12 protein-coding genes are annotated in these 17,639 nt (G+C 38.8%); 3 read left to right on the top strand and 9 right to left on the bottom strand.

Going from position 1 to position 17,639, the window contains the following annotated elements; all coding sequences use genetic code 11:
- Window positions 1-409: 409 nt before the first annotated feature.
- The 5 genes from LVD51_RS16560 to LVD51_RS16540 all read right to left on the bottom strand — a co-directional run bounded on the left by LVD51_RS16560 (window position 410) and on the right by LVD51_RS16540 (window position 6,222).
- The gene (locus LVD51_RS16560; protein WP_236972478.1) at window positions 410-2,086 is read right to left on the bottom strand and encodes a PQQ-dependent sugar dehydrogenase; all 1,677 of its coding nucleotides are present in this window, start codon (window positions 2,084-2,086) and stop codon (window positions 410-412) included.
- A gap of 211 nt (window positions 2,087-2,297) precedes the next feature.
- A complete protein-coding gene (gene tpx / locus LVD51_RS16555; protein WP_236972477.1) occupies window positions 2,298-2,795 on the bottom strand; it encodes a thiol peroxidase in 498 nt (165 codons plus the stop codon).
- Window positions 2,796-3,002: 207 nt separating this feature from the next.
- Complete coding sequence (locus LVD51_RS16550) at window positions 3,003-3,785, bottom strand: creatininase family protein (RefSeq protein WP_236972476.1); 783 nt, start codon at window positions 3,783-3,785, stop codon at window positions 3,003-3,005.
- 486 nt (window positions 3,786-4,271) lie between these two features.
- Window positions 4,272-4,589: a transposase gene (locus LVD51_RS16545; protein ID WP_236972475.1), complete on the bottom strand. Its 318-nt coding sequence runs from the start codon at window positions 4,587-4,589 to the stop codon at window positions 4,272-4,274.
- 334 nt (window positions 4,590-4,923) lie between these two features.
- Window positions 4,924-6,222, bottom strand: coding sequence for an NAD(P)/FAD-dependent oxidoreductase (locus LVD51_RS16540; protein WP_236972474.1), 1,299 nt, complete (start codon window positions 6,220-6,222; stop codon window positions 4,924-4,926).
- A 1,641-nt stretch (window positions 6,223-7,863) separates the two neighbouring features.
- Here LVD51_RS16540 and LVD51_RS16535 point away from each other — a divergent pair.
- From LVD51_RS16535 to LVD51_RS16525, 3 genes are all read left to right on the top strand, one after another.
- Complete coding sequence (locus LVD51_RS16535) at window positions 7,864-9,042, top strand: thiolase family protein (RefSeq protein ID WP_236972473.1); 1,179 nt, start codon at window positions 7,864-7,866, stop codon at window positions 9,040-9,042.
- Window positions 9,043-9,138: 96 nt separating this feature from the next.
- Window positions 9,139-11,016 (top strand): tetratricopeptide repeat protein, encoded by a 1,878-nt coding sequence (locus LVD51_RS16530; RefSeq protein WP_236972472.1) that lies wholly within the window; start codon window positions 9,139-9,141, stop codon window positions 11,014-11,016.
- A 2-nt stretch (window positions 11,017-11,018) separates the two neighbouring features.
- Complete coding sequence (locus LVD51_RS16525) at window positions 11,019-11,333, top strand: DUF4286 family protein (protein WP_236972471.1); 315 nt, start codon at window positions 11,019-11,021, stop codon at window positions 11,331-11,333.
- A gap of 136 nt (window positions 11,334-11,469) precedes the next feature.
- Here LVD51_RS16525 and LVD51_RS16520 read toward each other — a convergent pair whose 3' ends face one another.
- From LVD51_RS16520 to LVD51_RS16505, 4 genes are all read right to left on the bottom strand, one after another.
- Window positions 11,470-12,624 carry a TIGR03364 family FAD-dependent oxidoreductase gene (locus LVD51_RS16520; RefSeq protein WP_236972470.1) on the bottom strand — a complete coding sequence of 385 codons (1,155 nt, stop codon included), beginning with the start codon at window positions 12,622-12,624 and terminating at the stop codon, window positions 11,470-11,472.
- A gap of 163 nt (window positions 12,625-12,787) precedes the next feature.
- Window positions 12,788-13,765: an NAD(P)H-quinone oxidoreductase gene (locus LVD51_RS16515; protein WP_236972469.1), complete on the bottom strand. Its 978-nt coding sequence runs from the start codon at window positions 13,763-13,765 to the stop codon at window positions 12,788-12,790.
- Window positions 13,765-16,143 (bottom strand): M14 family metallopeptidase, encoded by a 2,379-nt coding sequence (locus tag LVD51_RS16510; protein ID WP_236972468.1) that lies wholly within the window; start codon window positions 16,141-16,143, stop codon window positions 13,765-13,767. The genes LVD51_RS16515 and LVD51_RS16510 overlap by 1 nt, the downstream gene beginning before the upstream one ends.
- Window positions 16,144-16,219: 76 nt before the next feature.
- Window positions 16,220-17,629, bottom strand: a complete 1,410-nt coding sequence (locus LVD51_RS16505) for a sugar transferase (RefSeq protein ID WP_236972467.1) — start codon at window positions 17,627-17,629, stop codon at window positions 16,220-16,222.
- Window positions 17,630-17,639 lie beyond the last annotated feature (10 nt).

The raw sequence follows: 17,639 nt of genomic DNA, 5'->3' as shown, positions 1-17,639 counted from the left end.
TTTGTAATCCTGAAATTGATTTACTTTTTTCCTTCATTTTTGATTGTTTTTGTGTAAACCTATTTTAGGACAAGACATTATCCCCGCCTTTCAGGCAGCCCGCCAGCAGGGGACATTATCAAGAATGACCGAGTATTCTATGGTAAAACCAACTATTTAAGCTCCTCATTAACCAAAAGCTTTTGAAGCAAGAAATCTAAACTTGATTTTTTAAATTTAACAATCATAATCAATTACCTAATTGGCCCAATATTCTGGCTGCTTTTGAAGAGGATGTTGGGTTAACCGAAATTATTTTACCCGTCTGAGGATTTACTACAACTGCTCCAAATTGACCTATAAATCATTGGCTTTGTCTGCCAAGATGATCTGGAACACGACTGTATTAAATCTTTTCCGCATCCATAGCTCACTTCTGTTCCTTTAATCTATATATTCGACCATCGGCTTTGGTCATTACATAAATATCGCCCGCACAATCTCTACCAAAACGAAGATCTTGTCTCCATTTCCCCGACATTTCGCGAAGCGTAGTCTTTTTGTTATTGTAATAAATGGCCAATCGTTGAATTACGGGTTTGCCTTTCCCATCTAAATCGGTGAAAAATATCTTACCACTGGTAATGTCTCCAAAAACATATTTACCCTTTAATCGATCACCATTCTCCATAATAAACCCTCCACTTATAGCCAATCCATCGTCGTGGTCATATGCTGTTATGGGATAAACCACCTGATAATCGTCATCATTTTCGGGTAGAGGATATATTTTATTCTGATTTCCATAAGGATTAAGAGTGAATTCCCCCTCTCTGATCGGCCAACCATAAAAACCACCCGGTCTCACAATATTAATTTCCTCTATATGAGCCTGACCAATATCGGAAACAATCATTCGCCCCCTATTGTCCCAAGTAATTCGATTGGGATTTCTAAATCCATAGGCATAAATTTCTTGACACCTTGCCTCTTCGCCAACGTAGGGATTGTCCACAGGTATACCGTATTTGCCATTATCGCTGTTGTTCCCTTGAGGATCTATTCGAATCACACTACTCCAAATCCTCTGCCCGCGATGGTTACATATATGAGAATACCCTTTATGAGTACTACCCCCATCCCCCATTCCAATATAAAGCATCCCATAATCGGCATCGCCTTTTTTGGCCGTCGGATTAAAGTTTAATTCTTGCATTCCGTGTATACCCGTTACGTAATCTACCCTTAATAACTCTCTCTTTTTACCGGAAAAAACTTTGTCATTTACATCATCCATCTTCCACTCCGTAACCACACCTTGCAACATTACCGCAATACTATCTTCATATTGAAAATCAGCCGGCCTGGTATTGCCAGGTTCTGTATGGACGGTATACCAAAGGCCATTGGTCGCAAAATCAGGATGAAATACAAAACTGCCCAATCCGCTGGCCAATCCGGGTTCCGATACAAAATCTTTTATTTCGTCTTCCATGGAAAAGAACAACTCTGTCTTACCATTTTTCAACTCATACATACGACCTCTTAAATCACAGACCAATGTTCGATCACCTACGCATTCCAATTTATTGATTCTAGCCAATGGGGCTTCAGTGTGGGAAGCTGGAACTTGGGTTATAAATTCAAGATCAATCGACACATCGGCAAAAGAAGCTGTATCAGCATAAGGATTTAGAATAGATGGAACAGTATCGAGGACTTCGGTTACTGTCTTTTCATAGGTATGCATATAACTCAATAGGGATTCCATCTCTACATCGGTAAGACTGGAAAATCCAGGCATAACAGCCTTAAATTCCTCATATAAAGCCACCGCTCTCGCATCATTGTCCTTAATCACTTTGGCTGGGTCAGCAATAAAACCTTTTAACCAAGCACTGCTGACACTGCGCGTTACCCCACTTAAATTGGGACCAATACCTTTCTGCTTAAAGTCGTGACATGAACTGCACTGTCGCACAAAGATTTTCTGTCCTTGGGAGATCATCAATGCATCACTACTTATATCTTTACCATAATTTTGTTTGTCACCATTCTGACAACCGATGGCCAATAATAACAAGCCAAATATAAAATTGAATTTCATCGAGGGGGTCTACTTTATTAATTTCTTAGCACAAAGAACTCCTGGCAATACAGATCAACTATATTACCTCAATAATTCTATTCCGTTCATTTTGTTGTCAATAGCGATTTCCAAACATCCTATCGCAACACTTATCACAATGAGTTCTAATTTATAGGTAAATACTAGATTAAAAATATTTTTAAAACCTATTTAACACCTTTGCTAAAGTTTATAGATTCTTTAAGGCTGCTTCATAATTGGGCTCATCAACTGTTTCAGCAACTTGTTCGGTATACACTACCTCTCCTTCAGAGTTTACAATAACAATTGATCGCGAAAGCAAACCCTGTAAAGGACCATCGGCGATCTGTAATCCATAATCCTTACCAAACTGCCCCGTGTTAAAATCTGACAACATCACCACGTTTTCAATGCCTTCTGCACCACAAAATCGAGCTTGAGCAAATGGAAGATCTCTACTTATACAAAGCACCTTGGTGTTTTTCAACTCGCTGGCCTTTTGATTAAAAGTGCGTACCGAAGTAGCACAAGTACCGGTATCAATACTTGGAAATATATTTAAGATCAAATTATTCCCTTTAAAATCACTTAGGCTGGCCGATGACAAATCCGTCTTCACCAAATTAAAATCAGACACATGACTACCAACAGCGGGCAGTTCTCCAACCGTATGGATAGGATTCCCTTTTAATGTAATTTTTGCCATAATATTTATTTATATATAGTTATCTATTTGTAATAAAAAACAATTATTAGTCAACGCAATGTAATTAAAATTTCATTAGAATTCCAAGACCACCTTCTTTGAATTTTAACATTTTACCGAAGGGTGGGCAATAGAATTTGCAACTTATTTATTTTCAACGCGAAAGAAATGGCCTTATCCGTCAACATCTCGTATTACAAGATACTACTATTCTTGCTTTTCGTATAAATCTTTCAAATCAATAGCGGCCAATTGGGTAAGAAACTGGGAGATAGCTTCGGAACAAGATGCGATATATCGTTCCCCTTTTTCTGGAGTAGAGTGAATGGGATTGCCCACTCCAGTATCAGCTGTAGCTTTGGTCCAGAGTCGTTGAGTTTGTACCCATCCTTCACGCAAACCTTCCAAGGTAAATTCATAGGATCGACCGCTGCCAGCCTCATCCAATGGCAATACCAACTGGGGCTGAATGGCCATCATAGCAGAGGTTTCCAATTCTCCGGCATGGTCTCCTACTTCCTCAAAGTATGGTTTGGGATCCACAGATTGCCACCAATTAATGGCGGCGATAAATACCTCGGGAAAGATTAGGTATAACTCTCTGATCATTTGTTTAAAATGATTGCCACCGTGGGCATTGAGAATAATTAATTTATGGATTCCAGCAGCTTTAACCACCTCTACTACATCCCGCAATACAGCCAACTGAGTGCTGGGATTCATATTTATACAAAGGGGGATATCGATCTGTCCAGTATTGACCCCAAAAGGAATACCAGGTAGCACAATTACTTTACTCCCCCTATTCCATGCTTTTGCAGCGGCAGAAATGGCCAGATGTTCCGCCAAAAAATGATCAGTGCCATAGGGCAAATGAAAATTATGAGCTTCTGTGGCTCCCCAAGGTAAAACAGCTACACTGTATTCAGTGTTTTTAACTTCTTTCCAATTGGTTTCAAGTAATACATAGGGTCTGATCGCTGATTTCATATCTAGATTTAGATTGAATTATTCAATAATTCTCTAATATAGAAAAAGAAAAACCATAGACGGTTCAACTTTATCAATAACCTTCCCCGAATTGTCATGATTTTCGCTCAGAGTATCTACTACTGAAAATCCATGGATTATCACTAGAGGTATTTTAATGTAATCACACCGGAAGGCTGCGAAAATGTTAGCTACAAGATATTTACGCATAACTATACTTTTTAAGCCCACTTCTTTCATCAATTTAGTATTCCAACTATGTGAGTAATTAATCCCCATTTTTTTAAACTGATGATAGACTTTTAAGCTTCTGTAACGCCCCATGCTCGATTCAAATACTTCGTTTATCTGTCTATTTTAAAACCTCTTTTTCTTTCAAGATTAATTTTGACTTTTTAGCTCTACGTATAAATGAAAAATAAGCACTTCGACTCACTTTAAAAACCTTACACATCTTCTCAACACTATAGAGATCTTTATGACCTTCTATAAATTCGTATTTTTTTTTGTGTCCCTCTTGGAGAAGAAGTCTGCTGCCTTTTTTAAGATATCTCGTTCCATTTTCATGTCTAAATAAGCTTTTTCAAGATCCTTAATCTTCTTTTCCTGTTCGGTTAACCGTTGATTCCCATTGCCTGTAAAGCTTGGTTTGTCCGGGTTGTCATATTCTTTTACCCAGCGACTAACCATACTTCTACTTATACCATACTCCCTTCCAACTTGGGCACAATTTTTCCCCTCCTTAACTAAAGAGATTATCATCTCCTTATATTCTGAATCATATTTTCTTCTTTTCTTTTTCATAATTATAAAGTTAACATTTGTAGTTTAACTAATAGTGTTAAGTTTTATACGATATCCACAGTCACGACCTCAGCGTCGGGACGACACTGCTTTAAGATTGACAAAATCAACTAGTTTTACAGAAATAATTAAAAAGTGACGAAAGGAAGACGACCACCGTGTCGTGGATGGGGTGGCTCGCAAATCGACTTTTGATGAAACTACATTCAGTCATATTCGGTCATGCTTGTTCGCTTACAGCCATTAACCATTAATCATTAACAACTAACCATTAACAATTAACCATTAACAATTAACCATTAACAACTAACCATTAACCATTGCCCCTTCCCCGCTACGACACTTCTTCCAAACTGGGCTTAGGCATGGTATCAGTAACTTTGGATCGATTGGCTCTCAATATTATTCGCAAAGTCGAATCGTTATTGAAATAACTCATCATCCAATTAATAAATATCGTCAATTTATTTTTCACACTCAATATCAACCAAAAATGGACGGCCATCCAAGTCAACCAAGCAAACCAACCTTGAAACTTCACATTGGGCAAATCCACCACTGCACGACGCTTACCAACGGTGGCCATCGACCCTTTGTCCTTATATTCAAAAGCATTTAGGACCCCACCTTTCTCCTCATTCATTAAATTCTGAGCGAGGTTTTGAGCTTGGCTAATGGCCACATTGGCCAATTGTGGATGACCATGAGGATATTTCTCTGTTTCCATATAGGCAATATCCCCTATGGCATATACATCTTTCAAACCTGCAACGGCTTGATATCGATCCACCTTATATCTTCCTCCACGCACAATACTGTCCTTGGGTAATCCAGGTAAGGTATTCCCTTTTACCCCAGCAGCCCAGATGAGATTTTTGGTCAATATACTCCCTCCTCCCTTAAAGACAACTTCGGTACCATCATAAGACTCTACGATAGTATTTGTTTTAACGATCACTCCCAATTCCTCTAAATACAACTGAGAATACTTTTGTGCATTCTTACTCATACTTCCCAAGGTGGCCTGAGCGCCTTCTAAAAGATAGATTTTCATCATACTAAAATCGCGATCTGGATAATCCTTAGGTAAAATATATTTTCTCATTTCCGCCAAGGCTCCAGCCAACTCAACACCGGTTGGCCCTCCGCCCACAACGACAAAATTCATCAAAGGCAAGGACTCATCTTCGCTCATGCAGATGGCCCGTTCAAATGTCATTAATATACGATTGCGCAGCGCCATAGATTCTTGTACCGATTTCATGGGCATGGCAAACTTTTTCAACTCTTCGTTACCATAATAATTCGTCGTGGCTCCAACTGCTACAACGAGTTTGTCATAATCCATTATAAATTGATCGGTATACACTTTTTTTAAATCTGTATCGATACGCTCCACTTCTGCTAATCGAATATGAATATCTTTTTCATATTGAAAAACTTTTCTCAAGGGGAATGCTATACTAGATGGCTCTAACCGAGAAGTTGCCACTTGGTACATTAATGGCTGAAATTGGTGATAATTATGCTTATCGATTAATACTACCCTAAAACCAGACCCCTTTAATTCTCGAGCCAATTTAAGACCAGCAAAACCGCCACCGATGATTACAATTTTTTTCTTCTCAGCCATATCCAATAAACTTTAAAATAGATAAAATTAAATTTACCAAAATAAAACACAATAATGAAGATATTGATCAATGAAATTTAAGATATTATTTGGAATTTAACATATGACCGATATCGGATCAAGACTTTAACATTATCGTCCTTCAAAAACATGGAAAAACAATGAAATCCACATCTACAAAAGACTCATTTACAATACAATAACTCACACTATAACAATACAAGCTTCGCCAATCGTCGATTTCAGTAAAATCCGACAAAGGACGGCCTTTAATAATTACATTTATCTACAATAAAAAAGATATACACCCCATCCATCCTTAAATTTTTCTATTTTTAAATAACAATAAAATAGAAACCTTCTTTATTGATTACGTAATCTCGTCATGCTTCTGTGTATGACGAGATTTCATGGGATTCGTTGACATGCTAAGGGTGGGTTGGCCTTGCGTCTCTCAAAACCAACCATTTGAGACGCAAGGCATTGCGTCTCTACTACCAACGTTGCAGTCACGCTGGAGCATGAACGAATGAAGTACACGACTGAATAAAGTTGCTCAAAGAGCAACCAGATGAACTAAATGTGAACGAGCAAAATACGTAGTATCTAATGTCCTTAATATGACTGAATGTAGTTGCTCTTTAGAGCAACCAAATGCCTTAAATAGGCATTTGATGAGTGAACCGGTGCCACTGTCTCCAGGTGTGAACGAGCAAAGTGCTTGCACCGTAGAGACGCAATGCCTTGCGTCTCCCAAAATTGTCAACTGAGACGCAAAGCTTTGTGTCTCTACGCTGCGACGACACTGCATTTAAATTGACAAGTATTAAATTACATTTTTCAATAATAATAGCATTGAAGGAAGACGGCAACTGCGTCCTGAGTGGGTACGCCACCGTGGCATGACTAGAATCTATGAAATTCGCTGTCGAATTACGATGAGATCAAGCCATTCAAGCTTAAAAAAGTCCTATAAGGACGAAATATGTCAGCATAGGGTGAAACCCTATGAAAGATCATCCACCCAATTAAGAAGTCCTGAAGGGACGATATAATATTATTAATAAGTGAAATTCTATAGATTTAAATTTTAATCACGCCTTAACGTAGAGACATGACCGAATATAACTGAATTTGACTGAGTGTAGTTTCCTCACAGGAAACCAAATGCCGTAAATCGGCATTTGACGAAGATGACCGAGCAAAGTTGCTCCTTAGAGCAACCAAATGTCCTTAATGGACATTTGGCGAGGGAACCGAAGCCACTGGCTTCGGGTGTGAACGACCAAAGTGCTTGCACCGTAGAGACGCAATGCCTTGCGTCTCCCAAAATTGTCAACTGAGACGCAAAGCTTTGTGTCTCTACACTGCGACGAGACTGCATTAAAATTGATAAGTATTAAATTACATTTTTCAATAATAATAGCATTGAAGGAAGACGGCAACTGCGTCCTGAGTGGGTTCACTTATCAATTCTAAACCTTATTCACATAAGAACCTTTTTCTTATTTTGGACACAAATCATTCGGAAAATAACCGTCAATTGTAAATTGGTAATGTATTACCAAGATCGAAAAGAATAAGAATGGTTAGGTAATATATTTAAAATGTTGTATAATCCGTTTTAATAAAAAAGAACACATGGAAAAAGTATATATTTTATCAGCAACACGGACAGCTATTGGTAGTTTTGGTGGAGTATTCAAAGATATTTCTGCCGTTCAACTGGGAGGAATCGCCATCGAAGGCGCAATTTCTCAAGCCCTTATTTCTCATACTTCAGTCGAAGAGGTATTTATGGGCAATGTACTTTCTGCCAATCTAGGACAAGCCCCCGCCAAACAAGCTGCCCTAAAAGCAGGTATTCCTCATTCCGTGCCTTGTACATTGGTCAATAAAGTCTGTGCATCTGGTATTAAATCCATTATGTTAGCCGCCCAAAGTATACAATTGGGCCAAAACCATGTGGCCGTAGCTGGTGGAATGGAAAATATGTCTAGCGCCCCATACTACGTGCCTCAGGCTAGATTTGGGTATAAATTCGGAAGTAATCAATTTGTTGACGGATTGGAAAAAGACGGACTTCAAGATGCTTACAATCAGAATGCCATGGGGGTATTTGCAGATAATACCGCTGAAAAATATAAAATTTCTAGAGCAGAACAAGATGACTTTGCCATAGCTAGCTACCAAAAAGTAGACCAAACCACACAGGCTGGAATATTCAAAGAGGAGATCACCCCTGTCAAAGTTCCTCAACGCAAAGGTCCCGAATTGGTTATCGATGAAGATGAAGAGTTCAAACGCGTGCGATACGATAAAATACCTCAACTGCGTGCGGCCTTTTCAAAAGATGGAACGGTGACGGCAGCCAATGCTTCTACCATCAACGACGGTGCATCGGCCCTAGTCCTGGCAAGTGAATCCTTCGTCCGCAGTCATGGCCTCACGCCAATAGCCGAAATCCTTTCCTATGCCGATGCTTCTCAAGCTCCAGAATGGTTTACGACCAGTCCCATTCCCGCCGCACAAAAAGCCTTGGAACGAGCAGGACTGAAAAACGACGATATCGACTTATTTGAAGTCAATGAAGCCTTCGCCGTAGTACCTATGGTGTTCGGCAAAGAACAGGGCATCCACAGTCAAAAAATAAATATTCACGGCGGTGCGGTAGCCATGGGTCACCCACTTGGTGCATCGGGAGCTAGAATTGTGACCACATTAATTAATGCATTGGGAGCAACCAAAACTGACCTCGGTTGTTCCGCTATCTGTAATGGTGGTGGCGGAGCATCAGCATTAATAATTAGAAAATTATAATTCCATTAAATCGTTCTAAAATAATGATTGCAAATGGGTTGAAAATGGTTCTGCATCCACTAAATAATAATATTCTTGAAGATTGAAAAAAACAATATGAATAATTACATCAAAATATCGATATTCTCTTTCATATTATGGACTATATCACTACCGATCTATAGTCAAAACCCCCAGTTGGCCATGCATTATTACAGTCGAGGAGAATATGAAAAAGCCGCCACAATTTTTCAAGAACTAATGGTCAAACAACCCAGACAGTCAATATTTTTTGAACGATTGGTCGATTGCTACAACCAACTTCGAGAATACGACAAAAGTTTGGAATTGGTCCAACAAAAAATCAACCAAAACCCCAATGACATTATTAGCATTTTTCTTTCTGGCAATATTTTAGAATTGAAAGGAGACGACGACCAAGCCGACAGTAGATATAGAGAAGCCATCAAAAAATCTTCTCAGCAGCCAGAGATGGTAAATCAATTGGCCCAAGGCTTCCAAGAAAGAGGAAAATTTCAATACGCCTTAGATACCTATAAAGAAGTCATCGACAATGAAAGGTCCAAATCAAACTTTTTATTCCCCATGGCTTCACTGCATTATCGCTTGGGTCAATACGATGAAATGATCGATCGATATTTGGAGGCTATGGAACTTCGCCCCCAAAGTTCGAGTTTTGTATTAAACTATTTCCAACGCTATTTACCCGATGATTACCTTAACCTTCTCGAGGAAAAAGTAATTGCCAAATTACAGGAATCCTCTTCTGAAGGGCTGAACGAAGTGTTGGCATGGACCTATATTCAACGCAATGATTTCAATATGGCTTATCGACAAATCCGGGCCATCGATCAAAGAAAAAGAGAAAATGGCAATCGACTCTATAATTTGGGGAAACAAGCCTTGGATGCAGACGAGTACCAAGCTGCAGATAGAATATTGGAATATATCGTTCAAACCAAAGGAGCAGAATCCCCTTTCTTTTATTCCGCCTATCAGGGTTTATTGGAATCTAAGATAGCACAAGCTCGATTAAAAGGAGAAGATATCGCCAGTATTGAATCCATTACGGATCGACTCATAAATATAGTAGACAGCTTGGGCTATTCCAGTTTTTCAGCCCCCTTAATCAAGGATATTGCAAAAGCTCAAGCCTTTGAATTGCACAATTATCCCGAAGCAATAACCACCTTAGAAAAATTAGTGACCATCAATGGCCTATCTGGCAATTTGAGAAGTGAAGCGAAAATATTACTTGCCGACATCTATCTTTCAACTGGAGATCGTTGGGAGGCTACATTATTGTATTCACAAGTAGACAAAGATCAAAAAGAAAACATCATGGGCCAATTGGCCAGATATCGAAATGCAAAACTCTCCTATTATATGGGAGACTTTGAATGGGCACAAAAACAGTTTGATATACTGAAAGTAGCTACATCGAGGTTGATAGCCAACGACGCCATTGACATGAGTGTATTTATTATTGACAATATGGGATTGGATTCAACAGATCAATACTTAAAAGCATATGCAAAGGCTGATTTTTACCACTTTCAAAATATCGACAATCAGGCCTTTAAGGTACTCGACAGTTTGCGCGGTGGTATAGCACAAGATCACAACCTACAAGACGACATCCTATACCTTGAAGCCAAAATGTATGTAGAAGCACAGGACTATGACAATGCATTAAAAAAATTCCAAGTCATTATCGATGATTATGCCGATGATATTCGCGCCGACGATGCCATTTATGAATCTGCCATCATCTATGATGTCAAACTGGGAGATTTGTTAAAAGCCCAAAAATATTATGAAAAGTTATTCCTAGACTATTCCAATAGTTCCCTTGCGGTATTTGCGCGTAAGAGATATAGAGAAATAAAGGCATTGATAGAAGAAGACAAGATACCCCAAACAGAAGAGGAAGTCAACCCAATGGAAGCCCAACCTTTAAAGAATTCAAATTAATAATGAAAATAGCCTACAACGTAACTACGAAAATAAGTCATGAAGCAGCCAAAGATTGGTATCGATGGATGATGGATCACCATATCAACGAGGTCATGAAAACCGATTGCTTTGAATCTTTTCGTTTTATGCAATTAACCAATATTCCCACAGAAGATGGCCACACCTTTAGTGTACAATACATCGCCAAGAGTCATCAAAGTCTTAAGCTCTATACGGAATCCTATGCCGATAAACTAAGGGCAGATGTCGATCGAAACTTTAAAGATCAATACGTATCCTTTCGAACCATTATGAATATTCTCGACGAAGGCTAGTCCTTTATTATAATAATCATTAAGTGGTTTTTATACGAAATACATTTTATACGAAATACATTTATAATTAACGGTTATAAATGCAGTGGGTATTTCAGAACGGTTGCGCCCACCATTGAGATTTAACAAAATGAAGTTATGCCAATATGAGGTCCATATTATACTTAGCAAATCCGGCACTTGCCGTCATTCCTTTGCCCCCAATGGCTGTGACTATGTGAATATCATCGTCTATGGTTTTCTGAAAAACATCCTTGGTTTTGCACTGTGAGTATTTCCCCAACCATCTATGCTTAATCCCAAAAGTTGGCAAGGAAAATATTTTTCGCGCTTCAGCCAACATAAAATTATCGATATCCATATCAATTCTATCCTTGAGTTTATGGCATTGATCAATAGATGCATAATGATGTGAATCTCCAATAATAACCTCACCTGAAGGCAGTTGCTTAAACAAAATATGGATACCGTGTTGAGCTTGAAAACTCTTCTCATCCTCCAAAGCCACAATACCGGCATATGAGGGACACTCCGCAAAAGCTTCATACCGACGTATCGACCACCCCGTCAGTATATTTCCCTTGATTTCAAATCCGGGGTCTTGTGCAAATGTTTGCATCATCTGCAACTGTGAAATTTCAATATCGGACTTAGAAAAGCAATCTGGATATAAATTCTGATAATCGCTTCCATTACATATAACGACCTTGTCCCCGCAATAGACATTTCCTCTACTATCGACCAACTCTATGCTGCCATTTTTCTTTTCGCATTGCTGTACCAAGGTATTCCCATAATATTCCAAACCCATTTTTTCCACAAGAAATGATCTTAGTTCATGGATCATTTGTCTGGCGTTGATAGAAATCTCCAATGGAAAAAACAATCCCCCTTTGACATAATCCCTCTTCAAACCGGGATATTTCTTTAGACATTCTGACTTTGACCACAAAAAAGATGGATACTCATTCTGTTGATTAATGATATGAAGTTCTTCTAACAGGGTTTGCTCTTCATCGTTGGACGCCAAATATATCGATCCATTTTCTTGAATCCCAATATCGTGACATCCTTGTATATCCCTATATGTATTCAGACTCTCACGACCGAATTTCTGCCATTTGGAACCAAATCCCGAAGGGACTACTTGTCCAAAATTTTGAACCGTTGAACCTCTCGGCTCCATATCTTTTTCCAACAACCCTACCGATTTGCCCTGCTTAAGTGCCCAATAGGCGTGAAAACTACCCAAAACTCCTCCACCTACAACTAAAACATCCTTCTTTACCATGATTTACTAGCTATTACAACATCTACGAATTGAAAATGGTATTCCATTTTCATGCGAAAACTCAATACGCGCGAAAGGTAGAACAGAATAATCTTTTTCACCACCCTATAAAAATGAAGATTAAGTTAACTTTATATTTCGACTGGTGGAAATAGATGAATTACTATGGGATGGATACTACAATTTTGCCATGATTTTTATTACTCTTCATCACTTGATGTGCTTCCTCGATCTCCGTCCAAGGATAGATGGCATATATATGAGGTTTTAAAACGGATCGATTTAAATGAGGTGAAAATTTTTCTAAAAAATCAGCGATCAATTGCCGTTTATAATCCGTTGACCTTCCCCTCAAGGTACTGCCTTGAATCTTCAGTCTTTTGCTTAAAAGTGGCCACAATGAAAAACCATCCACTTTCACCCCACTGAGTACGCCCAACAAGATCAAAGTTCCATCGACGGCTAAGGAATTTATATTTTTTACAAAGTAATCACTACCCACAAAATCGATAATAATATCAACCCCTTGGCCAGAGGTAATCTCTTCAACCACAACTTGAAAATCCTCTTCCTGATAATTAATCACATGATGATATCCAAGATCTCTACAAAATAAGACCTTCCCTGCCGAAGCTGTACCAAAGGTTGTAATTCCTCCTTGGGCTTCTGCCAATTGCAAAAGTGCTTGGCCCACACTCGATGCCGCTGCATGAATAAGCAATTTATGTCCCGATTGAATAGACGATAAAGCATACAGGGCCTGATACGCGGTCAGAAATACCTCGGGTATAGCTGCGGCTTCTTCAAAACTCAAATATTGAGGTTTTTGCCATATCATTCCGCCATCCATTGCACAAAACTCAGCATATCCTCCACCATCGACTAAACCCATAACCTCATCACCGATTTGCCAATGAACCACTTCGCTTCCCAGGGCTACGATGACCCCGCTACATTCCAGTCCCATAATCGGAGATGCCCCAACAGGGGGCGGATACTTTCCTGCACGTTGTAGTATATCAGCGCGATTGATTCCAAATGCTCGAACCTCAACCAAAACTTGTTCTGGTTTCAACTTCGGTTTAGGGCATTTTTCTATGGATAGAGATTGATCACTTTGGGATACTGATATATATTTCATTATTCGGCTATGACTATTTTTATTGGCTGACTCATTGTTCGATTGGATTCGAAATAGAAAAAATAAAGTCCGGCTGACCAATTCTGGCTGGGAATAGTAAATTCATCCTGTCCCAATCCTCCCTCATATTTTTGAGACATTATTTCTCTTCCCAAAATATCTCTAACGACATATCGATCAAAATCGTAGTCCATTCCCTTTCTATCGAAAGTAATGGTCACATTGGACTGAGAAGATGCCGGATTGGGATAAGCATGAACGGCTACCGTCTCTATTATCTCTGGAGACTGGGCTGTCAAGGTAGAAGAATAATTGATTTTCATATCATCTACATATATTCCATCTGCAGTAATCCCAGAATTTGAGACCAATTCCCATTTAAAATATACTTTTTGCCCTTGGTATTCCTTAAGCGATATATATTCATTTAACCATTCATTTTGCTCCCCAGTATAAGCGGGAAATAAGTCACTACCGTACTCATAAAACCCAGTAGTATATCGACCACATAATGGTTGATAATTGATCTTATCTGTGCTGATCAACAACCTCGCATAATCTATATTAGACACAATATCCCATTTGATTCTATAGGTCAAATACACTTCGTCTTCATTGGGGATATCAAATGCTTGCTCACTTTCCAAGGTATTGATGGTATTGGGAAAATAATTGCCATTGGGAGAGTCGGTAATACTTGAAGGGGCCGTAAAGTATTCGGAACTGATTTCTCCCCATTGATTTTTACCCGACCTCGTCCAATTCGTGAAATCCAAATTGTCTTCCAAAACCAAGATGGGATCAGCTTGACTGCTGTATATATAAGTTACGGTATCCACCTGGGACATTACTCCATTGGTCATCGAGAGTGCAAATTGTATAATTTCTCCATTTTGAAGATGGTTGTCTAGAGTGAAATCAATTTCATATTCTTCCGAAGAAGTCTTACCTACAATATAAATGGACTCCTGATAATTGACAATATTATCTGATATTGGAGTAATAATGCTTTGTACTGCCGCATTGTCCACCCCTAACAAATACATATAAAAAGTGTGTTTAAAATGATTCTCTGTAACGATGGGCTCACTGGTCTGTTCGATGATCACAAAACGTTGGGCCGCTATAGCCAAAGACATGTTTTGATCCAACTCTCTTTTACACAACTCCACAATCATATTCTTCGGAGGCCAAAAACCAAAATGAGCGGGCCCCACTTCTGGAGTCATTGACATTATCCTTTGTTTGGTTTGGGTCTCACCATACATCCAGTCATCACTATCTCCATTGGTATTGTACAACACGGTTTCGTTCGAAGTTCCATATAGGATTCGCTTATTAAAGGTCAAGGCCTTGGCCAATGACTTATAGGTAGTACTCGATGCACTAGATTGACCATTATATCCCCACGGATAGATTAAAAAATCTCCAAATCCGTGATAATTTAGTGCGAGATCGAAATCTATATTTTCACAAAACCATTTAATCGCCTGTGTTTCTACTTCGGAAAAAGGCGAAGGCCCTCTATATATTTCAGAACCGGGATCGCCAGACGAGCCATCGTTGTCATATCCCCACTCATATCCATAATTTCTATTGAGGTCTACTCCGATATGTTGACTCGATATTGGTCGTCTATTTTTTCTCCACATACCTCCACCTGCTGGAGCTACGGACTGGTTGTATATATAGCCATCGGGATTGACACAAGGGATAAAATACAAATTGGAGTAATCGATGATCTGCCCCACCTTGTCATCATTTTCATAATTCTCCAACAAATACCACATATAGTAAATCATCTGCTGCATACTCAGGGGTTCGCGTGCATGATGAAGCGCCGTATACAATAGATTGGGTTTATTGGAGTTAGAAACCTGACCATTTCCTATGACCACATAATCGATGGTGTTGCCCTCATAGGTTTTAAATTGATTTATCGATTTTATTTCTGATATTAAATGGGGATATTTACTGCGCATCGACCTCAACTCAGATTGAATTTCCTCATAGGTTAAATAACCACCCATAGAGCCCAATTTAAAATTCTTAGGTGCATCTGCTAGATTTTCGCAATAGGTCTCCAAAGAACGGGGATTTAATTCTTGATTCTGGTTTTGATAATATGCCTCCAAATCGGAAACCAATACCGAAAATGGAACCTGATATTGTATTAACTTATCGATGTCAGTTTGAGAAAGTTCCAATATCGTGGAATCCCCATGGCTATGCATATGATCCATAGACAGTTGATTCTGGTAGGGAAAAACATCTAAATTATTGACGATAATTCTTGAATAGGGTTGATTTTGAGCGAAAGTAATTTGAAAAATCAACATGGGAATTAGAAGAAGCAGAACATCCTTTGCAGCTTTCATTGTTTTCTTTTAACCGGTATTAGAGTATTTTGAAACCCTTTAAAACACTAATATATTACTTTTTACTATAATGTCACTATTTGCCTGATCCTTTTATTAAAACCAATAGGGTATAAAACAAAATCTTCAAGTCCAAAGCAAAGGATCGATTCTCTACATATAATATATCGTACTTTAAACGCTGGGTCATTTCTTCCACTGTAGATGCATATCCGTATTTTACCTGGCCCCATGAAGTAATCCCAGGTTTAATACGCAATAAGTGCCGATAATGAGGAGCCACTTCAGTAATTTTTTCTATAAAATAGGCCCGCTCAGGGCGAGGACCAACCAATGACATCTCCCCTTTGATCACATTCCAAAACTGAGGCAATTCATCTATCCGCCACTTTCGCATTATAGCCCCCCATTTGGTGCATCGATCATCTCCCTCATAGGATAATTTGGGACCGTCTTTTTCGGCATCGACATACATCGATCTAAATTTGAATATTATAAATGGTTTGCCCAATAATCCGATTCTCTCCTGCTGATAAAAGATAGGACCAGGAGAAGACAATTTTACCCGGATGGCAATATATAAATACAACCACCAAAATACCGTTATAAAAAGAAATGAAACCAAAATATCAAAAAGTCTCTTCAATATCCTTTGCCAGCGCGGCATAATTTCTCGCTCAATCTCGATGAGGATGGCCCCGTATACAAAATTCATCTTAACCTTGCCCAATAATATATCATATAGATCGGGAATAATCTTAATAAATAGTTTGCGCTTGAGATCAAAAAGCCCATTCATCACCTTTCGCAATTGGGGGTGTTCTTCCTCTTCGATGGCTATCAAGACTTCCTCAATCTCGTATTCTTGAATTATGGATTCAACATTCTCTATCTTTCCTATTTTATTCAGAACAGAGGTCAATTCTACACTCTCACTCCCGTTTATACCCACATAGCCCAAAATATTGTAACCCAATTTTTCTTTCCGATTGGTAATCTCTTGATACAGGGCAAATGCTTTTTGGTTGCTGCCGATCAATAGGGTATTAAAGGCCACATCTCCGCGCTGAACTTGATCATGAGTTAGGGTCAAATGCAAAATTCGAATAAAAGCAATGGCTATAAAATGGAAAATAAAATAATAATATAAAACATTGTCATGAACCAAGATTTCGGAAAACGATTTAGACCAATACAGTAAAGCCACACCGAGTATGGTATGAAGAAAAGTGCGGGATAAGGTCAGAAACCTAGACTTGCGATAGGGGTCTTGGTATTCATCAAAAAACAAATAAAATAAAATCCAAAACACGGGAATATACAAGAGTTCCAGATAATTTTGAATTTCTGCCAGTGGACTTGAATTCACATCGTATCCAGCCTCAGTAAAAAATCGAGAATTAAAACACAACCAAACGATGGAAGCAGCGAGAAAGTCTCCCAAAATGTAGAGGTATAGTGATTTTTTACGAGCGCGTATATGCATTGAATGGTTT

This window comes from Membranihabitans marinus (assembly GCF_021729155.1).
Lineage (GTDB): Bacteria > Bacteroidota > Bacteroidia > Chitinophagales > Saprospiraceae > Membranihabitans > Membranihabitans marinus.
This window is presented reverse-complemented; position numbering and strand designations above follow the sequence as displayed.